Below are 24,974 nucleotides of genomic sequence, written 5' to 3' on the forward strand. Positions count from 1 at the left end.
GAGGAGCGAGCATGATGAAATCGGTACTTTTCTGGAAAATAACCACGTTGCTGGGATTGATGGTGGTGATGTTGATCCCCATCGCCCAACTGATGAGCGTGATCGACGAACGCAGCGGCTATCGGCAAAGCGTGGTCGGGCAGGTGAGCGAAAGCACCAGCGGGGCGCAGCGCGTGCTCGGCCCGTTGATTGTCATTCCCTATATCGAACGCGAAGAGAAGAAAGACGAGAAAGGGCAAACGGTGGTGCAGCGGGTGCAGCATTACCGCTATTTGCTGCCGGAGTCGCTTCAGGTGCAGGGCGCGCCGAAGGTGGAAGTGCGCAAGCTGGGCATCTATCAGACGCAGGTTTATCAGGGGCCGCTGAACTTCAAGGTGCGTTTCGGCCAGCCGGAGCTGACGGATTTGCAGCGCGCCAACGTGGCCGTCGGCCAGCCGTTCCTGCTGGTGGCGCTGAGCGACTCTCGCGGCATCAAGCGCATTTCCCCGCTGGCAACACCGCAGCCGGTGGCGTTTGAGCCGGGCACCGGCGTGGGTTCGTTGCGCCAGGGGATCCACGCACCGCTGACGCTGGCGGCGTTGCAACAAAAAGAGGGGCTGAACGCTGACTTCACCCTGACGCTGGCGGGCACCAGCAGCCTATCGCTGGTGCCGCTGGGGCGCAGCAGCGAGCTGCAACTGCAAAGCAACTGGCCACACCCGAATTTTCTCGGCAACTTCCTGCCGGACGAACGTAAGGTGACGGATCAAGGGTTTAGCGCTCGCTGGCGCAGCACCTGGTTCGCCAACAACATTAACAGTGCGTTCCATTACGACGATGGCATTATCGACGAGGACAAGCTGCCGGCCTTCAGCGCCAGCCTGGTCGAACCGGTCGATCACTATCAGCTGACCGAGCGTGCGGTCAAATACGCGCTGCTGTTTATCGGGCTGACGTTTATGGCGTTTTTCCTGTTCGAAACCCTGACCGGGCTGCGGGTGCACCCGATTCAGTACCTGCTGGTCGGTGCGGCGCTGGTGTTGTTCTACCTGATTCTGCTGGCCTTCTCCGAACACCTGGGATTCGCTCTCGCTTACCTGGCGGCCAGCATCGCCTGCAGCGGACTGATCGGCTTCTATCTGAGCGCCGTGCTGCGCGGCAAGCTGCGCGGTGCGCTGTTCGCCGCGAGCCTATTGCTGTTGTACGGCGTGCTCTATTTGCTGTTGCAGTCGGAGGACAATGCGTTGGTGCTGGGGGCGGGGCTGCTGTTCGCCATTCTGGCGGGCATTATGCTATTGACGCGCAAGCTGGACTGGTATCAGGTGGCCGATCCGGCGCGTTTGACCAAGGAAACGCCGGCCGGGGAAGACGAGCCACGCTTTCGTCTGTGGAAATAAGTGAGGGAAATCGGGCGCGTTACGCGCCCGATAGCGGCTACAGCAGCGGCTCCATCTCCAACAGGATCTGTTCGCACCATTGCTGCAGGCGCTCTTCGCTCAGATCGTATTGGTTGACCTCATCGAGCGCCAGGCCGACGAAATGTTTGCCGTCGGCGCTCAGCGGTTTGGGGCTGGTGAACTCGAAGCCCTCAGTTGGCCAGAAGCCGATGAACTGTACGCCCAGCGGCGCGATGTGATCGTGCAGCATGCCCAGCGCGTCGAGGAACCACTCACCGTAACCGAGCTGATCGCCCATGCCGTACATGGCGACGATTTTGCCTTTCAGATCCAGCGCCGCCAGCTGCGGCCAGATCGCTTCCCAGTCTTCCTGCAGTTCGCCGAAATCCCAGGTCGGGATGCCGAGGATCAGAATGGAATAGTCCTCCATCAGCTTGGGCGAGACGTCTTTCAGGTTGTGCAGGTCGACCAGGTCTTCACCCAGAATCTCACGGATTTTTTCTGCCGCCATTTCGGTGTAGCAGGTGCTGGAGCCGTAAAACAGACCAATCTTCATGTGTAAACCGTTACGTTGCTGTTTAGAGAATTGCAGCGAGTATACCTGATTTGCTCCGGCTTAAGGCATAATGGCGCGGGTGGAAATGCAACAAAGAGAGGACCGCGTGCAACAGCAAGACAATGCGCTGATTGAACAATTCCTGGATGCGCTGTGGCTTGAGCGCAATCTGGCGGAAAATACGCTGGCCTCCTACCGGCTGGATTTGCAGGCCCTGGGCGCCTGGCTTGGCCAGCAGAAGACCGATTTGCTGCAGGCGCAGGCGTTGGATCTGCAGGCGTTTCTCGCCGAGCGGGTGGATGGCGGTTACAAGGCCACCAGCTCCGCGCGTTTGCTGAGCGCCATGAGGCGCCTGTTTCAATATCTGTACCGCGAAAAGCTGCGCGCCGACGATCCCACCGCGCAGCTGGCGTCCCCCAAACTGCCGCAGCGCTTGCCGAAGGATCTGAGCGAGGCGCAGGTCGATGCGTTGCTGCAGGCGCCCTGCGTCGATCAGCCGCTGGAGCTGCGCGACAAGGCGATGCTCGAAGTGTTGTACGCCACCGGGCTGCGGGTTTCCGAGCTGGTGGGGCTGAACATCAGCGACGTCAGCCTGCGTCAGGGCGTGGTGCGGGTGATCGGCAAGGGCAACAAGGAGCGGCTGGTGCCGCTGGGCGAAGAGGCGGTCTACTGGATCGAAAATTATCTGGAGCACGGCCGCCCATGGCTTGTCAACGGTCAGACGCTGGATGTGCTGTTCCCCAGCACCCGCTGCCAGCAAATGACCCGACAGACGTTCTGGCATCGCATCAAACACTATGCCATCCTTGCGGGCATCGACAGCGAGCGTCTGTCGCCGCACGTGTTGCGGCACGCGTTCGCTACTCATTTGCTGAACCATGGAGCCGATCTCCGTGTCGTACAGATGTTGTTAGGGCACAGCGATCTCTCGACCACGCAAATTTATACACATGTAGCGACCGAACGACTGAAACAGCTACATCAACAGCATCACCCGCGCGCCTGAGCGGCGGGTTCGAAAGGATTGGAACAATGAAAAAAGGTTTAATGCTGCTCTCTCTGCTGGTGGCTTCGGTGGCCGGCGCCGCCCATGCCGATGACGCGGCGATCAAAAAAGCGCTCGCCAGCCTGGGCATCCAGCAGGCGGACGTGCAGCCTTCGCCGGTCAACGGCCTGAAAACCGTGCTGACCGACAGCGGCGTGCTGTACGCCTCCGAAGACGGCAAGCATATCCTGCAGGGCCCGCTGTTCGACGTCAGCGGCAAAGAGCCGGTCAACGTGACCAACCAACTGCTGAGCAGCAAGATGGACGCGCTGAAAGATCAGATGATCGTTTACAAAGCGCCGAAAGAGAAACACGTGATCACCGTGTTCACCGATATCACCTGCGGTTACTGCCACAAACTGCATCAGCAGATGAAAGAGTACAACGATCTGGGTATTACCGTGCGTTATCTGGCATTCCCGCGCCAGGGGCTGGCTTCCCAGGCTGAAAAAGACATGCAGTCGATCTGGTGCACCGCCGACAAGGCCAAGGCGTTTGACGCCGCCATGAAGGGCGACGCCGTTTCTCCGGCGACCTGCAAAACCGACATCAGCAAGCATTACGAGCTGGGCGTGCAGTTCGGCATTCAGGGCACGCCGGCCATCATCCTGGAGAACGGCATGATGATCCCGGGCTATCAGGGGCCGAAAGAGATGGCCGCCATGCTGGATGCGCACCAGGCCGCCACCAAAGCCGGTGGTTAATCGCCGGTGAGTATCAAAACGCAACTACGCCGCCGCCCGGCGGCGGACGACACGCATCTGCCCGCCAGTTTGCCGCCGCTGCTGCGTCGGCTTTACGCCCTGCGCGGCGTGCAGGCTGAGCAAGAGCTGGAACGCGGCGTCAAAGGCATGCTGCCCTGGCAACAGCTGGACGGCATCGACGACGCCGTCGGCCTGCTGCAGCAGGCGCTGGCCGACGGCCGCCGCATCATGGTGGTGGGCGATTTCGACGCCGATGGCGCCACCAGCACCGCGCTGACGGTGTTGGCGCTGCGCAGCATGGGCGGCGCAGCCGTCGATTATCTGGTGCCTAACCGTTTCGAAGACGGTTATGGCCTGAGCCCCGAAGTGGTGGAGCAGGCGGCGGCGCGCGGCGCAGAACTCATTGTCACCGTCGATAACGGCATCTCCTCCCACGCCGGCGTCGACGTGGCGCACGCCAAGGGCATGCAGGTGCTGGTGACCGATCACCACCTGCCGGGCGAGACCCTGCCGGCGGCCGAAGCGATCGTTAACCCCAACCTGCGCGGCTGCGCCTTCCCGTCCAAATCGCTGGCGGGGGTAGGCGTCGCGTTCTACCTGATGCTGGCGCTGCGCGCCCGCCTGCGGGACAGCGGCTGGTTCGAGCAGCGCGCGCTGGCGATGCCCAATCTGGCGGAGCTGCTGGACCTGGTGGCGCTCGGCACCGTGGCCGACGTGGTGCCGCTGGACGCCAACAACCGCATTTTGGTGTATCAGGGATTAAACCGCATCCGCGCCGGCAAATGCCGACCGGGCATCCGCGCGCTGCTTGAGGTGGCCAACCGCGACGCCCGTCAACTGGCGGCCAACGATCTCGGTTTTGCGCTCGGGCCGCGGCTCAACGCCGCCGGCCGGCTGGACGACATGTCGATCGGCGTGGCGCTGCTGCTGAGCGACGACATCGCGCAGGCGCGCATGCTGGCCAACGATCTCGATGCGCTGAACCAGACGCGACGCGAGATAGAGCAGGGCATGCAGGTGGAAGCCCTGCAGCTGTGCGATCAGCTGGAGCGCACCAGCACCGAGCTGCCTTACGGATTGGCGATGTATCACCCGGAATGGCACCAGGGCGTGGTGGGCATCCTCGCTTCGCGCATCAAAGAGCGTTTCCACCGCCCGGTGATCGCGTTCGCGCCGGCGGGTGACGGCATCCTGAAAGGCTCCGGCCGTTCGGTGCCCGGCCTGCACATGCGCGACGCGCTGGAGCGGCTGGATATGCTGAACCCCGGGCTGATGATGAAGTTCGGCGGCCACGCGATGGCGGCCGGGCTGTCGCTGGAAGAAGCCAAATTCGACGAGTTCCGCCAGCGTTTCGGCGAGCTGGTGGGCGAATGGCTCGATCCGGCGATGCTGGAAGGGGTGATCTGGTCCGACGGCGAACTGGCGATGCAGGAGCTGTCGCTGACCACGGCGGAGCTGCTGCGCGAGGGCGGCCCGTGGGGCCAGGCGTTCCCTGAACCGACCTTCGACGGCAAGTTCCGCATCCTGCAGCAGCGGCTGGTGGGCGAGAAACACCTGAAGCTGATGGTGGAGCCGCTCGGCGGCGGCCCGCTGCTCGACGGCATCGCGTTCAACGTGGATACCACGCTGTGGCCGGACAGCAGCGTGCGCGAAGTGGAACTGGCCTACAAGCTCGACGTCAACGAGTTTCGCGGCAACCGCAACGTGCAGCTGCTGATCCAGCATCTTTGGCCGCGCTGAGGCGAAATTGAACACAATTCGGGGATTGGGCTCTCCAATCCCCGGCATCCTTCTCGATCGCCACAAAAACTGACCAACTCGCTATAAACTGCCGCCCGGATCCGTTAGAATTAGCGGTTCCAATGGCATTCCGCCATCGACGACATCAACGTAAAAGAACGAAACCATGTTTGAAATTAACCCGGTAAAAAACCGAATTCAGGACCTGTCCGAGCGGACTGCGGTTCTTAGGGGGTATCTTTGACTATGATGCCAAGAAGGAACGCCTAGAAGAAGTCAACGCCGAGCTGGAGCAGCCGGACGTTTGGAACGAGCCGGAGCGCGCACAGGCGCTCGGTAAAGAGCGCGCCGCGCTGGAAGCCATCGTTGAAACCATCGATCAGCTGGAGCAGGGCGGCGAAGACGTCGGCGGGCTGCTGGAACTGGCGGTGGAAGCCGACGATGAAGAGACCTTCAACGAAGCGGTCGCCGAGCTGGATCAACTGATGAGCAAACTGGATCAGTTGGAATTCCGCCGCATGTTCTCCGGCGAATACGACAGCGCCGACTGCTACCTGGATATCCAGGCCGGTTCCGGCGGCACTGAAGCGCAGGACTGGGCCAGCATGCTGCTGCGCATGTACCTGCGCTGGGCCGAAGCCAAGGGCTTCAAGACCGAAGTGATCGAAGAGTCCGACGGCGACGTCGCGGGCCTGAAATCGGCCACCATCAAGATCATCGGCGACTACGCGTTCGGCTGGTTGCGCACTGAAACCGGCGTGCATCGCCTGGTGCGCAAGAGCCCGTTCGACTCCGGCGGCCGTCGCCACACCTCGTTCAGCTCGGTGTTCATCTACCCGGAAGTGGACGACGATATCGATATCGAAATCAACCCGGCGGATCTGCGTATCGACGTGTACCGCGCCTCCGGTGCGGGCGGTCAGCACGTCAACAAAACCGAATCCGCCGTACGTATTACTCACCTGCCAACCAACATCGTGGTGCAGTGCCAGAACGATCGTTCTCAGCATAAGAACAAGGATCAAGCGTTTAAACAGCTGCGAGCCAAGCTGTACGAGTTTGAGATGCAAAAGAAAAATGCTGATAAGCAGACGATGGAAGACAACAAGTCCGACATCGGCTGGGGCAGCCAAATCCGTTCTTACGTGCTGGATGACTCCCGCATCAAGGATTTGCGCACCAACGTCGAAACGCGTAACACGCAGGCCGTACTGGATGGCGACCTGGATAAATTCATTGAGGCAAGTTTGAAAGCCGGGTTATGAGGAATAGAAATGTCTGAACAACAAGTACAGGGCGCCGATCAGGCGCTGGATCTCAATAACGAACTGCAGTCCCGCCGCGAGAAACTGGCCGGCCTGCGTGAGAACGGCATTGCGTTCCCGAACGACTTCCGTCGCGATTCCACCTCCGACAAACTGCACGCTGCGTACGGCGATAAAGACAACGAAGAGCTGGAAGCGCTGGGCGTAGAAGTGACCGTCGCCGGCCGCATGATGACCCGCCGCATTATGGGCAAGGCATCCTTCGTCACGCTGCAGGACGTGGGCGGCCGCATTCAGCTGTACGTCGCGCGCGACGATCTGGCTGAAGGCGTGTACAACGAGCAGTTCAAGAAGTGGGACCTGGGCGATATCCTCGGCGCGCGCGGCAAGCTGTTCAAAACCAAGACCGGCGAACTGTCGATCCACTGCACCGAACTGCGTCTGTTGACCAAAGCGCTGCGTCCGCTGCCGGATAAATTCCACGGCCTGGCGGATCAGGAAACCCGTTACCGCCAGCGTTACCTGGATCTGATCGCCAACGAAGAATCGCGCAACACTTTCAAAGTGCGTTCGCAGGTGATGTCGGCTATCCGCAACTTCATGGTGGAACGCGGCTTCATGGAAGTCGAAACCCCGATGATGCAGGTGATCCCGGGCGGCGCGTCCGCGCGTCCATTCATCACTCACCACAATGCGCTGGATATCGACATGTACCTGCGCATCGCGCCGGAACTGTATCTGAAGCGTCTGGTGGTCGGCGGCTTTGAGCGCGTGTTCGAAATCAACCGCAACTTCCGCAACGAAGGCGTTTCTCCGCGTCATAACCCAGAGTTCACCATGATGGAACTCTACATGGCTTACGCGGATTACAAAGACCTGATCGAGCTGACCGAGACCCTGTTCCGCACCCTGACCGAGAAAGTGCTGGGCACCTCTCAGGTGCAGTACGGCGATGAAGTGTTCGACTTCGGCAAGCCGTTCGAGAAGCTGACCATGACCGAGGCGATCAAGAAATACCGTCCGGAAACCGATCTGGCTGACCTGGCCGACATGGGCAAAGCGGTGGCCATCGCCGAATCCATCGGCATCAAGGTTGAGAAGAGCTGGGGCCTGGGCCGCGTCGTGACCGAGATCTTCGAAGAAGTGGCGGAAAGCCATCTGATTCAGCCGACCTTCATCACCGAGTACCCGGCTGAAGTGTCGCCGCTGGCGCGCCGCAACGACGTGAACCCGGAAATCACCGACCGCTTCGAGTTCTTCATCGGCGGCCGTGAAATCGGCAACGGCTTCTCCGAGCTGAACGACGCCGAAGACCAGGCGCAGCGCTTCGCCGATCAGGTGAATGCTAAAGACGCCGGCGACGACGAAGCGATGTTCTACGACGAAGACTACGTCACCGCGCTGGAGCACGGCCTGCCGCCGACCGCCGGTCTGGGCATCGGCATCGACCGCATGGTGATGCTGTTCACCAACAGTCACACCATCCGCGACGTGATTCTGTTCCCGGCGATGCGCCCACAGAAATAATTCCGTTTAGCGTGAAACAACCGGTGCAGGCAACTGCGCCGGTTTTTTTTCGCCCACTGAACTTAACCGCTTAAAACATCGGCAGTTACGCGCCATCTCCGCTTGCCCGCCGCCGATAACCGGTTATAATGCCTGTCGCACACCGATGCGGGTGTAGTTCAATGGTAGAACGGCAGCTTCCCAAGCTGCATACGAGGGTTCGATTCCCTTCACCCGCTCCAATCCTTTCTGTTAGTACCTTCTCGGTAAAAATCAGCAAGTTAAGAAGTGGTTGAATGTTCAGGTACCTACAAAGGTATCCCAAGGAATTGCCCATCGCTGTTGCGGCTTGGTGTGTGGCTCTGGGAGCATATCAAACCGCTGGCGGTCGTTCTACTGTCTTACCGCGATAGCTCAACAAGAACAGCATGCCGTGCCATCGGCTCTAAACTCTCCCAAAACATAGTACATCGCAGCATTCAGCCCCGATGCCCCTTCACAGGGATAAACAGGCTAAAGTGATACGCACCGGCAGCGAAAGACCCGGCTCTATCTCCGGCTGGCCCACGGTTCCGTTTGGATGCACGGGCGACCTGATAACGATGATGCGCTATGATAATCTGATGATGTCGCTGACGCTCCGTTGCTTAGGTATCACTAACCGGGGCTTTATGGCTAGTATTGTGTTTATTTTTCTTCGTTGATACCAACAGCCTTTGCAAATTGAGCACCAAAAGATGTTCTATAAAGCGCCCCTTTTTGGATGCTTACAACCCTTCCCGAATTTTCCTCTTCTTCCTGAGCTTGAAGAAATTCAGGTCTTTCTATAAAACTATTATAAACATCATCTCCACGAAGACTTTTCTCATAATTAACACCCACTAAACCTAATCTAATCCAGTTATCTACATATGAGGATATTTTACTGTCAACATGTACTTCATCCCCTTTGTAAAGGTTTAATAAATTCCTATATAGTGTTCTAACACCACCATTTTCTGACTTTGATGTAATATTTACTATAGCAGCATTCAAACTATGTTTAATGTACAAATTTAAAATTGGAACTTCATCCGCAGATAGTTGTTTTATGATCTCGACAAAGGCTGGATGTGTTTCTTTTTCCATTGACTTGTTCATCGACGAAGCAATTAGTTGCAAATATAGCTCTTTTAAATCATCCTCATCATGACTAAATGCTAATCCTTGTAGCGCTGGGCCAACAATAGATGCCTTTGGTTCAATTATATCGTCTTTAGAGATGTTTTCCGTTTTCTTTGATATATCAGTTTGGAATTTTTCTGAAAAATAACATCTTGCCTTTTCAAATCCAAAGTTTAGTGCGGCAAGAGGTAGCAAACAGTTCTTAACCGTGCTTGTTACAATTAACGCAGATTCACCAAGATTTTTAGCAGATCTCTTGACGCTATCATCATCACCTGCAAGCCGCATTAGCTCACCAATGACGTGAACACCTTGCGATGCCTTACTATTATCTTGCTCACTCATCTTTAATCCTTCGAAGTCGTAATCTATGTTGAATTAAACCGAAAAGTTAAATAAATCAACGTGAGTTTAACATACGCTCGATTTTTTTTTCACCTATGCAATTCCCTCCCTCCACCGACTCACGCTTATCAGCCCCCGTACCCTCTCGATATCCTTCTGAGAACTTAGGGGGGGAGGGAGGGGGCATTTCATCACATCTCAAGCATCCTGTACTAACCTGTAAGCCTCTCAATATTTTGTAATGGTATGAAATCTAAAGGCGAAACAATCGAATAATACCGGAAGCTAAACCCCAGACAATGATCGAAGATACAAAAATAACTCCGACAGTATACTGAATGTAGACCCCTACATACTTACTGCTGAAAAGTAAAACCATCAAGCCAATAAAAGCTAGCAAAGATGTAAGTGCTGCCTTCTCTTTTAGTTCATACCAAAACATAAAGACACCTAAAATATCTCATTAAGTTAGATGGCTATTCTCTTTCAAAGTAAGCGAAGAATAAAGATAATTTAGAGGAATTTTTATAATTCAAGTGGTTGTGTGCGACTAAACGACAATTTTCTATGTGAACGGCGTTAATTGTGTTGTCTCATTTGAGCATACAGCCATCCTACAGTGAGGCATTCACCGCTTCATTATCATCTGGATGGCATGATAGGGCTTTAGTTTCATACTTTAGAAATTTAAAGTTAGATGGGGTAGCAGCAAAAAGTAGCTCTGAATTTATTGACAAAAGTATAGCTGACCAAGCTTTTATGAACTATGGGGTTGGCCATGTTAATGCACCAGAACATGGCATTAAGAAAGATGTTTTTAATGCAATTATAGATGATAGAATATCACAAATTTATAATGAAAAAATTCTTTGTGGTGTTGTAGATGGAATTCCGATATCCTATCTATCTGCTACAGCTGGATTTATATCATTCCCTGTGACTTTGATTGTAATCATACTAATTGCATTAATTTTATTAAGGGTGAAAAGTAATAAAAAAGCTCCAAAACCAAGCCCCGCTAGGGGGTTATTTTTTTGTACTTCGGCAATCCAAGTCCTATTTGCTTTTCTGGCTTTTTGACCGCTGACCCATTCGTTTCCATGAATAAATCAAAATCGAACCAAGATATACTTGATACTTCCTCGGATGAAATTATCAAATCCATATCATTTATCTGTGTTTTCTTCATCGTTCTTGTTGAAGGTGCAGAGCGAGTTTTAAATTCAGTAGGGTAGTTGTTTGTGAACTCTATTGATAACGTTGAGTTATCTCGGTAACCAGACATAATCGGGAACAGTGATATGTATTGATTTGGCTTTTCACTTTCAGTTGGCTCGTCAAGGCCATTAACTATACCGACATAAACCTTTCTGGACGATAAGCTTATCAGTACCGGTCGCTTAGGTGTTTCTTCCATTGCGTCAAGCAGCATGGCATCGAAGGTTCCATGGTTAACTGTCTTTCTTAGAACCCGCAGTTTCATTGCATGCATTATGCTGTAATGACACTCCTTCTCATACATAAATCCTTTAAGTAGATTCTTTATGAAAACGAAAGAAATCCATGCGATAGATATTGCAATTGCCCCAACAGACAACATAATTAGCCATGCATATATTCTATCTGTATCTTTTTTTTTTGTTACTTGGAAGCTTCCTGCAACGTCTGTGATTAGGTGGAAGTCAGGAAAAAAGTATTTTATTACTGCAGCTGAAATTGCTGCACCTATAACACAAAAAGCACCATATGTGGCGACTTTTAAATAAAGAAGCTGCCCATCATATCTATGCAGTTTGTAATAATGAAATAAATCAGCGGTTACAATAATGTAACCGCTGACTAAAATTGGAATTAATAGCAGAGCAATCAATCGTCATTTCCTAGCGGCAGCAGCCTTACTGTTGACTATCATTGCAGCCATTCGCTGCATTTCTTTCACTTCAGGAAGTTGTGCGATCTCCTCGGATGGTATGTAGGCAGCTCCGCGACCAACAATGCGCATCTGAGCGACTTGGCGCTCATCGTTTTTGGACGAAGCTTTTTCCTGTCCATAGCGCTTTGGCTTGACTCTTAAGTCACCCCAGAACCATTTCATACACCCTCCTTTCGATTACCAAACTGGTAATCAGCACAGTCAGTATACAACTTCTCCCACTTTTTTATCAAATGTGAGCATCGTTTTTAGATGCAAAACAGAACCGAAATTTTTTCGTTTTTTTATCGGATTTTTCAATGTGTAAATATTCTTTTTTAAATCATTAACATAATTCAATGGGGTGGGGCTTGCGCCCCGTTTTTTCACATCTTCCCGATTGCGTGGTCGATGATTAGTGCACCTTCATCTGCTGCGCGATGCATGCTGCGTGCGTGGCGATCGCCGCCATGTTCTTGGCGCACTGTAGGATGTAGTAGTCAACTTAGCGTACTGGCCTGCGTTTGCGCTGGCGGACGTCAGGGGAATAATCCAGCGTGCGTCCGGTGTTCTCGGCCTGTTGCTTATCGAGCCACGCTTCTACTTCATCCAGGTTCCAGGCCACGGTGCGGTTGGTCAGTGCGAAACGTTGCGGAAACTCCCCTGCCTTTTCCAGTTTGGTTATCTGCGACTCCGACATGGGAACCATCGCCAGGAGTTGAGTTTTTCGAATTGCTGCTTTCATTGTGCTATCTCCTCACTTGCGGTTAATTCCGCAGTGGTATAGACAGCGGCAAGTTACAGTATTCTGATGAATTGACGGGCCTTATGGTATCGCTTGAGTGAAACGTTGCATGGGCACTGAACCCGCTCCAAAATCTCCCTATGCATCACCCCCATTGAGTTATAACCGTTTTCAGAAAAGCTGATTCTCAACGATGCATCACCGTTTGGTGCGGGTTGACGTGTGAGTCGCTCAAGCCATTGGCCTGGCATTTAACCGCGATAACACAACGCGCCGCCCAATCCTGATGCGGGTGTGAGCCGCCGTCGCTGCCCACACCGCGTTATTGCCGCTTAACTCCATTTCTGTTTGGCCCCGGATGGCAGGCGGTTATCCGTTTCTTCGCAGGTGCGATCGCATTCTTTCGGCAGCAGGAAGGTGATACTTCCCGCCAGCAGCAGCGATGCCGCCAGCGCGCAAACCGCGACGTTCTGTCCGTACAGATAAATCATGACGCCGACCAGATAGGGGCCGCAAAACCCACCGAGGTTGCCCAGCCCGTTGATCACCCCGCGTGCGCTGCCCGCCACTTCTGCCGCCGCAATGCGTCCGGGAATTGACCAGAAGGGGCTGGTCGCCGCTTTAAGGAAGAAGCCGCACACCACCAACGCGATATAGGCGGCCACCACGTGCTCATGCAGGATCACCGAGGCTATCAGCGCCGCCGCAAAACAGTACAGGGAAATCCTGACCCACAAACGGCGTTTACCGCTGCGATCGCTGAACATCGAAATCACATAAATTCCCGCCAGAGTGGCAACAAACGGCAGGATCGCCAATACCCCAACATTGGCCATGCTGCCACCGGTCAGGTTTTTCAAGATGGTGGGTAGCCACAACGTATACCCATAGTCCCCGGTCTGGTAAAAGAAATTCAGCACGACCAGGCGCATCAATCCCTTGTTGCGAAACACCGCTTTTAACGGCGCTTTGGCCGCCGGCGCCATCCCTTCCCGCGCTTTGCGCTCCCGGGCCAGTTCGGTCAATAAATAGTCGCGTTCCTTCGCCGGCAGCCAACGCGCTTCTTCCGGACGGTCACTGATCACCAGCCACCAAATGGTCAACACCACGACCGACAACAAGCCTTCGATAATGAACAGCCAGCGCCAGTCGAGAGTGGCAATAATCGCGCCGGAAACCGGGGCGGTCAGCATCCCTCCTAGTGGGGCAAACATCATGACAAAGGCATTGGCCCGGCCCAGTTCTTTTTCCGGGAACCAATTGCTGACCATGGTCAGCACGACGGGCAACATTCCCCCTTCGGAGATCCCGAGAATAAAACGCAGCACGAGCAGTTGATATTCATGGGTGACGAACCCGGTGGCGATAGAGACAACCGCCCAGGCCACGAGCGACCAGGCGATAAAACGTTTCCCGCTACCGTAAACCGCAAGTCGTCCGCCAGGGATTTGCAGAAATAAATAACCAATAAAAAAGATACCGCTGGCCACGCCAGCCATCTGGCTGGTAATGCCTAAATCCTGTTCCATGCCGCCCGGCAGAGCAAAGCTGATATTAACGCGATCCATAAATGAAATAATGCAGGTGATAAGGATCGGCGCGATAACCCGCAGCCAGCGAGTTCCTGGTATTTTATCGGTCATAATAGCGTCTCGATGATATCCGCCATTCACAAAGGATATTGTGTCGGCGGATAAAATGATCATTCGTAACTCATACGATCATTTTTATTTAATTAACCCAGGAATATCCTGATGTGAAAAATAACCTGCCAGATTATCCAAAACGGATTGGCTCATTCCCTGACGAGTTTCTACGGTAGCGCTGGCCACATGGGGTTGAAGCAGAACATTCTCGAGCGCAAAGAACGCTGTCGGGACATGGGGTTCGTTTTCAAAGACGTCCAGAGCGGCCCCGGCGATAACATGATTTTGTAACGCCTTTATCAGCGCCGCCTCATCGACCAGGCTGCCGCGGGCGATATTGATAAGCCAGGCGCGTTCGGGCATGGCGTTAAATACGCTGGCATCAACAATCCCGCGGTTTTCCGCACTGCCGGATGCCGCGATCACCAGGAAATCACTCTGTGCTGCGAGCGTGTGCAGATCGGCGCACCACTGGTAATCCAGGCCGTCTTTGCGCTGGCGGTCAGTATACAGGATGGTCATATCGAAGCCTTTCGCCCGGCGGGCGATGGCTTGGCCAATATTCCCCATGCCGAAAATACCGATGCGTTTACCGCTCACTTTGGTCGCCAGCGGTGGCGGCGTCGTTTCCCAGCGGCCTTCGCGTACAAATCGGTCCCCTTGGCAGAGGCGGCGGCTGGCGGACAGCATTAGCCCCAGAGCCAGATCTGCCACATCATCGGTCAGCACGCCGGCGGTGATCCCGACGCTGATATGGCGTTCCCGGGTGTAGTTGAGATCGATAGCGTCAGTCCCCACGCCAAAGACGGCAATCATGCCCACCTGCGGCAGCTGTTCCAGCGTCTCCCGGGTTACCCCCACATCACCACGGGTGACCACCGCCTGAACGTCTGCGCCATGGCGAACCAGGAAGGCTGGAATATCTGATTGTTCATAGAGACGGAATACCCGGTAACGGGCGTCCAACGCGGCCTGTAAAGCATCCATCACCGGTGCGATAAGCAAAATGGTAGGTTGAGTGTCAGTGTGCATCGTTGCGATCCTGTCTGAAAAATAGGGGATACCCTGTATCAGACGTTTTTTTACCGCTTATTTTTGCGATCTGCATCACGCCAAAGAGTGTTAAAAAAGCATGTTACTGCTGGCGTGATCTCGTGTGCAATTTCATGGCTTCTGTCAGTGGCTATCGGGGCAAATGACCCATTATGCCCGTAGGAGGAGAATGCGAAATCGATCGGTTTTGGCGAGAGCGGTGAATAACCAGTGATTTTCTGCCGTGGATCACAGGATAAGTAACGTTGTTTCGTAACACTTAATTAAGTGACTTTTGTCACAGTTTTAAGCGGCTAAAAACCGTGAGATAGGCCATGACTTATTTCACCATGCCGAATAGCCTTTCAGGTGGAGTTTACTCACAGTGGAGATAGGTTGTAAATATTAGAAACAAAGCGGTTTGCTTTGTTGCTTATTCATAGTGGCGCCCGTAGAGCGAACTAATAGCGATTCTACCGTAATTACGCCGAGATTGCGTGTTGCCATAAAACTACCCAGTCATTGTTTTTGTCGGTGAAATACCGAGCCGATATTGACCAGAGAAAATATTATGATAATTGATGCCTTAACCACTGCCGTAAATAATAGATTCTATCCGGCAGCCATTCGAAAAATGCTGGCCAGCATTATTGAAAGTGAGCCGTACAATTTACCTATCGGCCACTATCAGGTGCAGGGTAAACAGATGTTCTTTAACGTCGTTGAAGGGGAAACCAAACTATTGTCCGACCAGAAGCCGGAGTTTCATCGCCAGTATCTGGATATCCATCTTGTCCTGGAAGGGAGAGAAGTGATTGGCGCCGGGGTTCTGGGGCTGCCTTTGCCCCTGAGTGAGCCATTTAACGAGGCGCACGACCTTGGGTTTAGCCCGGCGATCCCCGGTGAGACTCTCATCCACCTGCAACCCGGTGAACTTGCCGTTATCTTTCCGGGGGAGCTGCATCGCCCGATGAGTACCTGCACAACACCGGCAGTTCTGCGCAAAATTGTGGCGAAAATCGACGGCGCCCTGCTGACGTAGCAAGACGTTCAGCGGCGGCTGGTATCGCTACTTCAGGCTGCCGGCGGAAAGCCTCGCTCATCCGCCGTCTGCCGCGATTCCGAAGAATACGCCTTTCCCGTCAACGCCATAGCCCCTAACTTTTAAAAATTGAGTTGGGTTGAATAAATTTACGGCAGAGATTACGCCGTATTATTTACAGGGATATTTGCTTCAGGTTCAGATTACATCATTAAAGGCCGTGAGTTTACCTCTGTCGTAGATGTAGCCAATCTCATAACGCCTTGATCTTTTAATGCGATTCCTCCCCATTAGCACAATTTTTTATTTTGGTTTGCCTGCGTTCTGATAGATATTAAAAAAACTATATAAAAATAAATTATTTCGGAGCTAATAATGTCGTTGCAAATCGTGCTTACCCGCAGGGAGGCGCTGGGGAAAATGGTGGGCGTCATCGTCGCCGCCAGCCTGTTGCCTTATTCAAATATAACCTATGCCGAACGGGCGCAAATTGCCGCCTCGCCCGTTGAATACGCGCAATTTTTACAAATTTCGAGAAAAATTACCGAGTTTGATGATTTGGACGTCACACTCTCCGCCCGCTATTTTTCCGCACTGCGCGAACATTTTCCTCAGTTGAACTCGCAACTCAACGCCCTGTTCATCCTGAGCCAGCAAGCCACCGATGCGGAAACCTTGAACCGACATGCGATTGAACAGGGGCAAAGGGAGCTTATCCAGGCGATCGTGACCGCGTGGTATACCGGAACCGTAGATCCTTCAAGCGCCGAGCAGGGGCAGTTGATTAGTTATAAAGAAGCGCTGATGTATCGCACGGTTCAGGATGCCCTGATTGTGCCGACCTGGTGCAATTTTGGCCCGCTGTGGTGGACCGGCTTGCCGCCGGGCGTTACCCGCCAACCTTCCATTCCCGCAACAGATTTGCCTGCCGTAGCCGATAAAAAATATGAGGATCGCGTGTGAAAAGCCCAATAATTAATGCTTCCGGCGATGCAGAGGCCGATGTCGTCATTGTCGGTTCCGGTATTGTGGGCGGTCTGATGGCGGATGCTTTGGTGAGCCAGGGCTACTCGGTGCTGGTACTTGAGGCAGGCCCGCGCATTGAGCGCGCACAGGCTGTGGAAAACTGGCGCAATATGCCACTGCACAATCGTGCGGGGTCGGATTTTCAGGGGCTTTACCCGCAATCGGAGTACGCCACCGCGCCGCTCTATTTCCCGGAGAACGACTATATCAAACTGACCGGCCCCAATGGCTCAGGCTTTAAACAGGGCTATTTGCGTGTGGTGGGGGGAACCACCTGGCACTGGGCCGCTTCTTGCTGGCGCAACCATCCCAATGATTTTCGCATGAAATCCCTCTATGGCGTGGGGAGAGACTGGCCTATTTCCTACGAAGATATCGAACCGTGGTACGCGAAAGCCGAAGAGGAAATAGGCGTTGCCGGCCCGAATAATCCGGAGTGGCAGTCCCCTGCGGAACGCAGCGGGCCTTACCCGATGGACATGGTGCCCTGGGCCTACGGCGACAGACGCATTGCTGAGATTGTTAATCCTCACGGCTTTAAATCGGTGCCCATTCCGCAAGGCCGCAGCACCCGGCCCTGGAATGGACGGCCCACCTGCTGCGGCAATAACAATTGCCAGCCGATTTGCCCGATCGGAGCCATGTACAACGGCATTCACCACGTTGAACGGGCCGAACACAAGGGGGCGAAGGTGATCCCCGAGGCGGTGGTGTACAAAATTGACACCGACGACAATAACCGCGTCACCGCCGTTCACTGGTACGACACGGCGCATAACTCCCATCGGGCGATCGGTAAAGCGTTCGTTCTGGCCTGCAATGGGATTGAAAACCCGCGCTTACTGCTGCTGGCGGCCAACGAAAAGAACCCGAACGGCATCGCGAACAGCTCGGATCAGGTGGGGCGCAACATGATGGATCACTCTGGCCTGCACTGCTCCTTCCTGGCGCGAGAGGCCCTGTGGGTTGGCCGCGGCCCGGCGCAGAGCAGCTGCATGGTGGGGTATCGTGACGGCGCGTTCCGCAGCGACCACTCCGCCAACAAGATCATCATCAACAACATCAACCGGGTGATCCCCTCCGCCCTTGAAGTACTGAAATCGGGCAAGGTCGGCAAGGCGCTGCAGGATGAAGTGCGCGATCGCGCCAGCCGCTCGGTGGATCTCTCCATTAGCCTGGAACCGCTGCCGGATCCGAACAACCGTCTTACTCTGAGCTCCACCCGCAAAGACAAGCATGGCCTGGCCTGCCCGGACATCCACTACGACGTCGGCGAGTACGTGCGCAAAGGGCTGGAAGTGGTCAAAACCCAGCTACGGCAGATTGGCGACTTGTTCGATGCGCAAGAATTTGTGATTAACGACAAGCTGAATGCCAACAACCACATTATGGGCGGCACGATCATGGGCAGCGATCCCACGAACTCGGTGGTGAACGGCAATTGCCGCGCCCACGATCATGACAACCTTTGGATCCCGGGTGGAGGCGCCATGGTTTCAGCCAGCGTTGTCAACACCACGTTGACGATGGCGGCGCTTGGACTCAAGGCGGCCAATGACGTACTGCGCGCCCTGGAGAGCAAATGAATAAAATCACCCATTCGTTGGCAGCGACGCTGCTGCTGGGAAGCGGCTTCGCGGCGCATGCCCAGGACGGCGATCTGATCGCTAAAGGGCAAGCGCTGGCTATCGCCTCGGACTGCATGGCCTGCCATACGAATACGCAGCAGCAGGGCAAGCCTTTTGCCGGGGGGTACGGCATTGCTTCTCCCATGGGCACTATCTACGCCACCAATATAACCCCATCGGTAAAATACGGCATCGGCGGCTATTCCGAAGCGGCGTTTGCCGACGTTCTGCGCTCGGGGATCCGGCAAGATGGGACGTATCTCTATCCGGCAATGCCCTACACCGCCTACACCCGTCTGAGTGATGACGAGATCCACGCGTTGTATACCTATTTCATGCATGGCGTTGCCCCGGTCGATGAGCCAGCCAAGCGCCAAACCGATCTGCCGTTTCCGTTTAACATCCGCCTCTCCATGGCGGTATGGAACATGCTTTATTTGGATAATCGGCGTTTCACCCCGGATGTGACGAAAGGTGAGGCGTGGAACGAGGGGGCCGCGCTGGTGCAGGGGCCGGCTCACTGCGGAACCTGTCATACGCCGCGTAATGTGCTGATGGCGGAAGACAATTCGCGCTTCCTGATGGGGGCATCGTTGGGTTCTTGGTACGCGCCGAATATCACCGCCGATCGCCAGGAAGGGATCGGCGACTGGAGCGAGCAGGAGTTAGTGAACTATCTGAAAACCGGTCGGGCGGAAGGGCGCGCACAAGCTGCGGGGCCAATGGCTGAAGCCGTTGAGCACAGCTTCCAATACCTGACCGACCGGCAGCTGCAGGCGATTGCAACTTACCTGAAGACCGTGCCGTCACAGGGCGAGGGGCGCCAGGGCAATGGCCTCAGTCAGGCGCACTACGACGTTGAGCACCATCTCCGCGGCATGAATTCGCCCAACGCCAACCACACGCTCAATAGCGGCGAGGCGCTCTACAGCGGCTACTGCGCCAGTTGCCATCAGCCGGACGGCAGCGGCAGTTTGAACCAGGCTTACCCTTCGCTATTCAACAACTCCACCACGGCCGCGAACAACCCGTCAAACCTGATTGCCGCCATTTTGCAGGGGGTTGATCGCCGGGTTGACGGTAAGCACGTCCTGATGCCGAGCTTTGGCGCCGGTTCCTATGTCGGAGAACTGACGGATAAGCAGGTTGCCGATATCGCTAACTTCGTGCTGCAGAAATACGGCAACAGCACGCTGAGCGTGAGCGAGGCCGACGTGAGTGAGGTGCGCGCCGGGGGTCCGAAACCGCTGTTGGCGCGCGCACAGCCGATGATTCTGCCTGGCATGGCCACCACGGCGGTCGTCATTATTCTGCTGATCCTATTCTGGCTCCGGCGCCGCAAGGCACGTTGAGGGGGCATTCGGTCAGGTGGGTGACGCCATCTGGCCGAATTTCTGGCCGGGATAGCGAGTGATGTTCTTCTGACGACGCGGGCAGCTATGGCCAGTGATGAAGTCACTGGCGGGGAACGCTATATTGTCTCCCCCATTGACAGGCGGAAGTGGAGATCGACATGTTCAATGGTCGGCAGCCCTTTAATTTTTTTTATTATGATCTCTGTCGCCACTTTCCCCATCTCATACCGTGGCGTCAGTACGCTGGCTAACCGGGGGGTAATGATCTGCCCGATCTCAAGACCGTGAAATCCGGCAATGGCAATTTGCGCTGGAACGCCGATACCGTTTGCCAGGCATTCCTGTAACACTCCCACGGCCAGATCGTCGTTGGTACAGAGAATACCGTCCATATCCGGATACATTTGGCTCGCAAGCGTCATCATGCCTGTCCCAATCGAAATGGAAGAGATCTTATTGGGGGAAATGCGACCGGTAGGCAAATCATGGTTAGCCATTGCCTGACAGTATCCCGTGTAACGCTGTTCATCGCGGATATCAGACATTGAACCAAAATAGATAATGCGTTTTTTACCGCTGGCCAGCAACATGGTGGTCATATCGTAGCCGGCTTTCACATTATCAAAACCCACGTTAATTCGATCTGCATTGCCTGACAGCCCCATGATTTCAGCAACGGGTATTTTTGCCGCCTTCAGGAGTTTTTCCGCCCGCAGGCTATGGACCGACTCGGTCAGCAGCAGCCCTTTAATCTTAAAAGCCAGGATCGCGGCGATTTGCTCCTCTTCGCGTTTGCTGTTGTAGTCATAATTGACGACCAGCGTCTGATAACCCTGTATAGACGTCACGGATTCAATGCCGGCGAGGACATCAGCAAATATCAGATTGTTAAAAGAAGGAACCAGAACGCCGATGAGGGGAGGGCTATTGGAATAGAGGGCGGGATTGTCGGGATCGGCCTGATAGCCGACTTCCTCGATCACGGCGGCGATGCGCGCAGCCGTTTCCGGTTTAACCCTGTCCGGCGTGCGCAGATAGCGACTGACCGTCATTTTGGTGACACCAGCCAGTACAGCAATGTCATTTAACGTAATTCGCTGCGACTTCACCATTCATACTCATCTGACCCAGACCGTGTTTGTCATTATGCCCACTGCTGAGCCAAAAGAGAATGCGCGCAATGCGCTGCCCCGGCCGTATCCGGTGACAACCGCACGATGCGCCGATCCCGGCCTCTTTTCCCGTTCCGGCATTATATGTCCGTTATCTCCGCATTTCGTAACGCGGGGAAAGAAAGGCACGCATCTGCGTGCCGTGGACGCGGTGGAAGAAAAGACGGGCAGTTTGATACCTTATTCGGCCTGCCCAATAAGATGAACGGGCCGATATGGCCGGGTTAACTGAGAATATCTTCGGCGATCACGTTGAACAGCGTATCGATCTCGCCCTGAGTGTTGTAGTGCATCATGCCGATGCGCAGCACGCCGCCGTCCTGCAGCCCCAGCTGTTGCACCAAGCCCAACGCATAGAAATGCCCGCTGCCGGCGCAGATGTTGTGCTGCCCCAGGCGGCGGGCGATCGCGTCAGGCGTATGGCCGCTGAAGGTCAGGGCGAAGGTTGGCGTGCGGCGCGCGCTGTCCGCCTGGGGATTGCCGTAGAGCCGCACGCCGTCGAGTTGCTGCAGCCGTTGCAAAAAGTGACTGCACAGCGCCTCTTCATGCCGGTGGTAGGCGGCGAAGCTCTCCTGCAAGCGCTGCCTTAACGGCGCTCCGGGCGCGCCCCACTGCGCCAGATACTCGATAGCGGCCGCGACGCCGGCCAGCGCCTCGAAGCTTTGCGTGCCGGTCTCGAAACGGCCGGGGCCGACGTCGGTGGCCGGCTCGACTTTGTACGGCCGCAGGCGCTGCAGCCACTGCGGCGCGATGTAGGCCATGCCGACGTGCGGGCCAAAGAACTTGTAGGCGGAGCACACCAGGAAGTCACAGCCCAGCGCCTGCACGTCGATCAGGTTATGCGGCGCGTAATGAACGGCGTCGACATACACCTGCGCGCCGACCCGATGCGCGGCTTCAACGATGGTTTTGATATCGACGATGCCGCCGGTGACGTTGGAGGCGTAGCTGACCGCCACCAGACGGGTGTTGGCGTTGATGCGCTCACACACTTTCGCGGCATCCAATGCGCAGTCGGCGCTCTCCAGCGGTATCTGATGTACCGTGGCCCCTTTGTCGGCGGCGGCCTGCTGCCAGCTGGAGACGTTGGCGTAGTGATCCAGCGCGGTGACGATGACTTCATCGCCGGCCTGCCAGTCGCGGCTGATGATGCGGCTGAGATGAAAAGTCAGCGTGGTCATGTTCATGCCGAAGACGATGTTGTCGGGCGACGGCGCATTTAACAAGGCGCGCACCGATTCCCGCGCCTGGCCCATCACCTCGCCGGTGACCCGGCTCGAGAAATAGTGGCCGCCCAGGTTGGCGTTGTACCTTCCCAGGTAGTCGGTCATTTTTTCCAGCACGCCCCGTGAAACTTGCGCACCGCCGGGGCCGTCGAAAAAGATGGCCGGTTTGCCGTCGATCTGCTGTGACAGGGCGCTGAACTGGGCGCGGGCGAGCTCGGGGGTAAAGGTCATGCTTTCTCCCCCCGCGCGGTGAGGACAAAGAGATCCAAATGACCTTCTTCTTCCGGGCTCACGGCGTTGATCGGCGTGGCGTTGTGCCACAGTTTGCTGTCCGCCAGCAGCACGGCCTCACCGTCCGCCAGCGCTTTTTTAAAGAAAGGATCGTGGCGGCTGTCGTCATACAGCATGATTTCACCGCCGACGATGTTGTGCCGGTGAATGGCGATCATCGCGATATGGTCGAAACCGTCCTGGTGTATGCCTTCCGGCGCCACCTGGGTGTCTTTCTCGATAGCGACCACGCGCATCTGGTGGATCTCTATCTCGGCGCCTTCCGGCAGGTCGTTGCTCTCTGCAAACAGGTTGCACATCTCTGCCATGCCGGCGCTCTGCAACACGGCGCTGTCGATAGGTTCGAAGCGGCGCACCACATTGCCCTGGAAGTGGTTGATCTGATCCGACTGCATGAAAGTGCGCGGCCCTACTTCGGCGACGTTGGGGTTGAGGTATTTAACGACCGAATAACGGCGCAGGCGATATTTGCCGTCGGCGTGTTGCGTGTGGGGCAAGAAGGAGAACGATGGCATCAGCTGTTGGGTGGCTTGCGGGCTTAGTACAGTCATACTTATTACGTTTTCGTGTTTCTGTAACATAATCACCTCTAATAATAATAATTTCTGATGTTGTAGGGGGTAATTCGATTGAATTGTAGACGACTCTATAACCAACGCAATTTAGCGGTGGCGAGGTGTGACGGCGGTCGTAAAGTGGGATGAACAGCAGAGAGGATGAGCGGAAGGGAATGCTGGTATGAAGCCGTCATTCAGCAAAATAAGCGCTAACGGGGGAGAATTCATGCGCAAGCATAACGTGACCAAGGTTACGCTTTCAGGGATAACTCTCATGAATATGAGGTGCTTTACTATAATTCCGGGACAGAGTGACCGCAGTGGCATTGCCTGGTTGTTGAAAGAACAATCTTCAATTCCCCCTGAATAAGGACTCCGATCATGCAGCATGTCAGAAAATTCGTCATTTCCTGCCTGTTTGCGTCGATAATGTTCCCCGGCATGGCCTTCGCGGAAGATCCCCCCGTGACACCGTTGGCTACCGGGATCGTCAGCAGCGGCGTAGCCGAAGCGCAAGTGACCGAGGCCGTGCGCCACGGTGAAATCCTGACCATCAAAGTGCGTTTCAAAGGGTTGAAAGACAACCTTAATGGACAAGGCTTGTATAGCAGTCTGGATAAAAGCAGTCTTGAGAAATCCTTCTATATTCTGGTGGGTAATAAAAAATACCTGCTGCTTACCGATAGCAATAATGTCCCACTGGCCTCTCCCAGCGTGTCATTCAGCTCAAGTTCAGGCATTCCCTATGTCGCCACCTGGTTTGGCAGCTTCCCTGCGCCTCCACCTGATGTGAAAGAGGTGTACCTGACGATCGCCAATGTCGAGCCGCTCGGGCCGATAGCCATTACGGATCGTTGAGCGATGAACGGCCTCAGGAAAGCCGCCTGTGTGGGGGGGATGTTAGCCTTTGGGTTGGTGTCATTGGGTTCATGGGCTGACAGCGGAGAGCCGGCATCCGTGGGGAAACCGGTGATACTCGATCTTAAGGCCACCCGGCTGGATTTGGTTGGTTTGCCTTCGGGGCTGAATGCCGGCGTCCTTGATCTGCAGAGTAAGGCAGCGGATTTGGCTAAACAATCCGCCGACATTTCCGTCAGAGACAGCAAAAATGCCGTAACGTTATCGATGCGCAGCGATGTGCTGTTCGCCTTCGACAGCGATGCGATTGCTGCTAAAGCGGAGCCTGCGCTGCAACAGGTGGCGCAATTTATCGCGGCCGAACCGGTAGGGAACGTGGTGATCGAGGGGCATACCGATGCGGTGGGCAGCGATAAATATAATCGGGATCTGTCGCTGCGACGCGCACGTGCGGTGGCTGTTTGGCTGATCGCACATGGGGTAGAAAAATCTCGTCTGAGTGAACGGGGAAAAGGGGAGGCTGAACCGGTGGCTTCCAACGACACGCCGACGGGCCGGGCCAAGAATCGGCGGGTTGACTTCGTGTTGCCGAAAACCGCTGCCGCCGGTTAACCCCGCGCCGGTGGACGTTTCCTTTGCCAGAGCCGCTTTTAAACGGGCTCCTCCCGCTGACTGCTCGCGGAGTTCAGGCTGTATGGCGTGGAGCCGGTGACGTTAATGATTGATGAACATAATCGCGTCGCCAAAAGCCTGTATCTCGCTTTCGGTTTTCGCTTTAGCGGC

23 protein-coding genes and 1 tRNA gene are annotated in these 24,974 nt (G+C 55.1%); 14 read left to right on the forward strand and 10 right to left on the reverse strand.

From position 1 onward, the window contains the following. The first annotated feature begins 11 nt into the window (after positions 1–11). Complete coding sequence (gene creD, locus ACJ8KE_RS21015) at positions 12–1,376, forward strand: cell envelope integrity protein CreD (RefSeq protein WP_016929973.1); 1,365 nt, start codon at positions 12–14, stop codon at positions 1,374–1,376. 37 nt (positions 1,377–1,413) lie between these two features. Here creD and fldB read toward each other — a convergent pair whose 3' ends face one another. Next, the gene (fldB, locus tag ACJ8KE_RS21020) at positions 1,414–1,932 is read right to left on the reverse strand and encodes a flavodoxin FldB (protein WP_004931683.1); all 519 of its coding nucleotides are present in this window, start codon (positions 1,930–1,932) and stop codon (positions 1,414–1,416) included. Positions 1,933–2,038: 106 nt separating this feature from the next. On the opposite strand from fldB, the gene xerD reads away from it, so the two are divergent. The 6 genes from xerD to ACJ8KE_RS21050 all read left to right on the forward strand — a co-directional run bounded on the left by xerD (position 2,039) and on the right by ACJ8KE_RS21050 (position 8,434). Beyond that, the gene (xerD, locus tag ACJ8KE_RS21025; RefSeq protein ID WP_004931685.1) at positions 2,039–2,938 is read left to right on the forward strand and encodes a site-specific tyrosine recombinase XerD; all 900 of its coding nucleotides are present in this window, start codon (positions 2,039–2,041) and stop codon (positions 2,936–2,938) included. 26 nt (positions 2,939–2,964) lie between these two features. Beyond that, positions 2,965–3,681, forward strand: a complete 717-nt coding sequence (gene dsbC / locus ACJ8KE_RS21030) for a bifunctional protein-disulfide isomerase/oxidoreductase DsbC (protein WP_004931688.1) — start codon at positions 2,965–2,967, stop codon at positions 3,679–3,681. Between the two features lie 6 nt (positions 3,682–3,687). Next, positions 3,688–5,421: a single-stranded-DNA-specific exonuclease RecJ gene (gene recJ / locus ACJ8KE_RS21035; RefSeq protein WP_016929971.1), complete on the forward strand. Its 1,734-nt coding sequence runs from the start codon at positions 3,688–3,690 to the stop codon at positions 5,419–5,421. Positions 5,422–5,587: 166 nt separating this feature from the next. Continuing rightward, positions 5,588–6,686, forward strand: a protein-coding gene (prfB, locus tag ACJ8KE_RS21040; protein ID WP_096242572.1) for a peptide chain release factor 2 whose coding sequence is annotated in 2 segments (ribosomal slippage) — positions 5,588–5,662 and positions 5,664–6,686 — 1,098 coding nt in all. Because the reading frame shifts where the segments join, the coding sequence is not laid out codon by codon here. 9 nt (positions 6,687–6,695) lie between these two features. Beyond that, complete coding sequence (lysS, locus tag ACJ8KE_RS21045; protein WP_004931697.1) at positions 6,696–8,213, forward strand: lysine--tRNA ligase; 1,518 nt, start codon at positions 6,696–6,698, stop codon at positions 8,211–8,213. Between the two features lie 147 nt (positions 8,214–8,360). Then, a tRNA-Gly gene (locus ACJ8KE_RS21050) sits at positions 8,361–8,434 on the forward strand. A 445-nt stretch (positions 8,435–8,879) separates the two neighbouring features. Here ACJ8KE_RS21050 and ACJ8KE_RS21055 read toward each other — a convergent pair. Further along, positions 8,880–9,701 carry a DUF4393 domain-containing protein gene (locus ACJ8KE_RS21055; protein WP_306376939.1) on the reverse strand — a complete coding sequence of 274 codons (822 nt, stop codon included), beginning with the start codon at positions 9,699–9,701 and terminating at the stop codon, positions 8,880–8,882. A gap of 585 nt (positions 9,702–10,286) precedes the next feature. Here ACJ8KE_RS21055 and ACJ8KE_RS21060 point away from each other — a divergent pair. Continuing rightward, entirely contained in the window at positions 10,287–10,781 is a 495-nt protein-coding gene (locus tag ACJ8KE_RS21060) for a hypothetical protein (RefSeq protein WP_261420330.1), read from the forward strand. Here the strand turns inward: ACJ8KE_RS21060 and ACJ8KE_RS21065 are convergent. The 5 genes from ACJ8KE_RS21065 to ACJ8KE_RS21085 all read right to left on the reverse strand — a co-directional run bounded on the left by ACJ8KE_RS21065 (position 10,720) and on the right by ACJ8KE_RS21085 (position 15,036). Continuing rightward, on the reverse strand, positions 10,720–11,571 hold the full coding sequence (locus ACJ8KE_RS21065; protein ID WP_261420331.1) for a hypothetical protein: 852 nt from the start codon (positions 11,569–11,571) through the stop codon (positions 10,720–10,722). The two genes, ACJ8KE_RS21060 and ACJ8KE_RS21065, sit on opposite strands and share 62 nt — an antisense overlap. 3 nt (positions 11,572–11,574) lie before the next feature. Then, positions 11,575–11,796 (reverse strand): hypothetical protein, encoded by a 222-nt coding sequence (locus ACJ8KE_RS21070; protein ID WP_110147358.1) that lies wholly within the window; start codon positions 11,794–11,796, stop codon positions 11,575–11,577. Between the two features lie 322 nt (positions 11,797–12,118). Next, a complete protein-coding gene (locus ACJ8KE_RS21075; protein ID WP_261420334.1) occupies positions 12,119–12,358 on the reverse strand; it encodes a helix-turn-helix transcriptional regulator in 240 nt (79 codons plus the stop codon). A 332-nt stretch (positions 12,359–12,690) separates the two neighbouring features. After that, complete coding sequence (locus tag ACJ8KE_RS21080) at positions 12,691–14,001, reverse strand: MFS transporter (protein WP_261420365.1); 1,311 nt, start codon at positions 13,999–14,001, stop codon at positions 12,691–12,693. Between the two features lie 84 nt (positions 14,002–14,085). Then, positions 14,086–15,036: a 2-hydroxyacid dehydrogenase gene (locus ACJ8KE_RS21085; RefSeq protein ID WP_048795295.1), complete on the reverse strand. Its 951-nt coding sequence runs from the start codon at positions 15,034–15,036 to the stop codon at positions 14,086–14,088. A 571-nt stretch (positions 15,037–15,607) separates the two neighbouring features. Between ACJ8KE_RS21085 and ACJ8KE_RS21090 the strand changes: the two genes are divergently transcribed. From ACJ8KE_RS21090 to ACJ8KE_RS21105, 4 genes are all read left to right on the forward strand, one after another. Beyond that, a complete protein-coding gene (locus ACJ8KE_RS21090) occupies positions 15,608–16,078 on the forward strand; it encodes a YhcH/YjgK/YiaL family protein (RefSeq protein WP_016929962.1) in 471 nt (156 codons plus the stop codon). A gap of 375 nt (positions 16,079–16,453) precedes the next feature. After that, positions 16,454–17,041, forward strand: a complete 588-nt coding sequence (locus tag ACJ8KE_RS21095) for a sugar dehydrogenase complex small subunit (RefSeq protein WP_004931706.1) — start codon at positions 16,454–16,456, stop codon at positions 17,039–17,041. After that, the gene (locus tag ACJ8KE_RS21100) at positions 17,038–18,690 is read left to right on the forward strand and encodes a GMC family oxidoreductase (RefSeq protein ID WP_049300378.1); all 1,653 of its coding nucleotides are present in this window, start codon (positions 17,038–17,040) and stop codon (positions 18,688–18,690) included. Before ACJ8KE_RS21095 ends, ACJ8KE_RS21100 begins: the two co-directional genes overlap by 4 nt. Then, positions 18,687–20,084: a c-type cytochrome gene (locus tag ACJ8KE_RS21105; protein ID WP_016929959.1), complete on the forward strand. Its 1,398-nt coding sequence runs from the start codon at positions 18,687–18,689 to the stop codon at positions 20,082–20,084. Before ACJ8KE_RS21100 ends, ACJ8KE_RS21105 begins: the two co-directional genes overlap by 4 nt. 119 nt (positions 20,085–20,203) lie before the next feature. Here ACJ8KE_RS21105 and ACJ8KE_RS21110 read toward each other — a convergent pair whose 3' ends face one another. From ACJ8KE_RS21110 to ACJ8KE_RS21120, 3 genes are all read right to left on the reverse strand, one after another. Continuing rightward, complete coding sequence (locus ACJ8KE_RS21110) at positions 20,204–21,196, reverse strand: LacI family DNA-binding transcriptional regulator (protein ID WP_004931713.1); 993 nt, start codon at positions 21,194–21,196, stop codon at positions 20,204–20,206. Positions 21,197–21,483: 287 nt separating this feature from the next. Further along, on the reverse strand, positions 21,484–22,716 hold the full coding sequence (locus tag ACJ8KE_RS21115; RefSeq protein ID WP_033639485.1) for a cysteine desulfurase-like protein: 1,233 nt from the start codon (positions 22,714–22,716) through the stop codon (positions 21,484–21,486). Beyond that, the gene (locus tag ACJ8KE_RS21120) at positions 22,713–23,327 is read right to left on the reverse strand and encodes a 2OG-Fe dioxygenase family protein (protein ID WP_227944643.1); all 615 of its coding nucleotides are present in this window, start codon (positions 23,325–23,327) and stop codon (positions 22,713–22,715) included. Before ACJ8KE_RS21120 ends, ACJ8KE_RS21115 begins: the two co-directional genes overlap by 4 nt. Positions 23,328–23,714: 387 nt before the next feature. Between ACJ8KE_RS21120 and ACJ8KE_RS21125 the strand changes: the two genes are divergently transcribed. Both ACJ8KE_RS21125 and ACJ8KE_RS21130 read left to right on the forward strand, forming a co-directional pair. Beyond that, complete coding sequence (locus ACJ8KE_RS21125) at positions 23,715–24,191, forward strand: hypothetical protein (RefSeq protein WP_004931717.1); 477 nt, start codon at positions 23,715–23,717, stop codon at positions 24,189–24,191. 3 nt (positions 24,192–24,194) lie between these two features. After that, a complete protein-coding gene (locus ACJ8KE_RS21130) occupies positions 24,195–24,803 on the forward strand; it encodes an OmpA family protein (protein WP_016929955.1) in 609 nt (202 codons plus the stop codon). Positions 24,804–24,974: the final 171 nt, after the last annotated feature.

This window comes from Serratia sp. CY56464, assembly GCF_052168435.1.
In the GTDB taxonomy this organism is placed as follows: domain Bacteria; phylum Pseudomonadota; class Gammaproteobacteria; order Enterobacterales; family Enterobacteriaceae; genus Serratia; species Serratia marcescens.

Excerpts from the sequence above, each read along its gene's own strand:
- creD (WP_016929973.1), top strand. The coding sequence starts at position 12 with ATGATGAAATCGGTACTTTTCTGGAAAATAACCACGTTGCTGGGATTG.
- fldB (WP_004931683.1), bottom strand. The coding sequence starts at position 1,932 with ATGAAGATTGGTCTGTTTTACGGCTCCAGCACCTGCTACACCGAAATG.
- dsbC (WP_004931688.1), top strand. The coding sequence starts at position 2,965 with ATGAAAAAAGGTTTAATGCTGCTCTCTCTGCTGGTGGCTTCGGTGGCC.
- lysS (WP_004931697.1), top strand. The coding sequence starts at position 6,696 with ATGTCTGAACAACAAGTACAGGGCGCCGATCAGGCGCTGGATCTCAAT.
- ACJ8KE_RS21055 (WP_306376939.1), bottom strand. The coding sequence starts at position 9,701 with ATGAGTGAGCAAGATAATAGTAAGGCATCGCAAGGTGTTCACGTCATT.
- ACJ8KE_RS21070 (WP_110147358.1), bottom strand. The coding sequence starts at position 11,796 with ATGAAATGGTTCTGGGGTGACTTAAGAGTCAAGCCAAAGCGCTATGGA.
- ACJ8KE_RS21075 (WP_261420334.1), bottom strand. The coding sequence starts at position 12,358 with ATGAAAGCAGCAATTCGAAAAACTCAACTCCTGGCGATGGTTCCCATG.
- ACJ8KE_RS21080 (WP_261420365.1), bottom strand. The coding sequence starts at position 14,001 with ATGACCGATAAAATACCAGGAACTCGCTGGCTGCGGGTTATCGCGCCG.
- ACJ8KE_RS21085 (WP_048795295.1), bottom strand. The coding sequence starts at position 15,036 with ATGCACACTGACACTCAACCTACCATTTTGCTTATCGCACCGGTGATG.
- ACJ8KE_RS21090 (WP_016929962.1), top strand. The coding sequence starts at position 15,608 with ATGATAATTGATGCCTTAACCACTGCCGTAAATAATAGATTCTATCCG.
- ACJ8KE_RS21095 (WP_004931706.1), top strand. The coding sequence starts at position 16,454 with ATGTCGTTGCAAATCGTGCTTACCCGCAGGGAGGCGCTGGGGAAAATG.
- ACJ8KE_RS21105 (WP_016929959.1), top strand. The coding sequence starts at position 18,687 with ATGAATAAAATCACCCATTCGTTGGCAGCGACGCTGCTGCTGGGAAGC.
- ACJ8KE_RS21115 (WP_033639485.1), bottom strand. The coding sequence starts at position 22,716 with ATGACCTTTACCCCCGAGCTCGCCCGCGCCCAGTTCAGCGCCCTGTCA.
- ACJ8KE_RS21120 (WP_227944643.1), bottom strand. The coding sequence starts at position 23,327 with ATGACTGTACTAAGCCCGCAAGCCACCCAACAGCTGATGCCATCGTTC.
- ACJ8KE_RS21125 (WP_004931717.1), top strand. The coding sequence starts at position 23,715 with ATGCAGCATGTCAGAAAATTCGTCATTTCCTGCCTGTTTGCGTCGATA.
- ACJ8KE_RS21130 (WP_016929955.1), top strand. The coding sequence starts at position 24,195 with ATGAACGGCCTCAGGAAAGCCGCCTGTGTGGGGGGGATGTTAGCCTTT.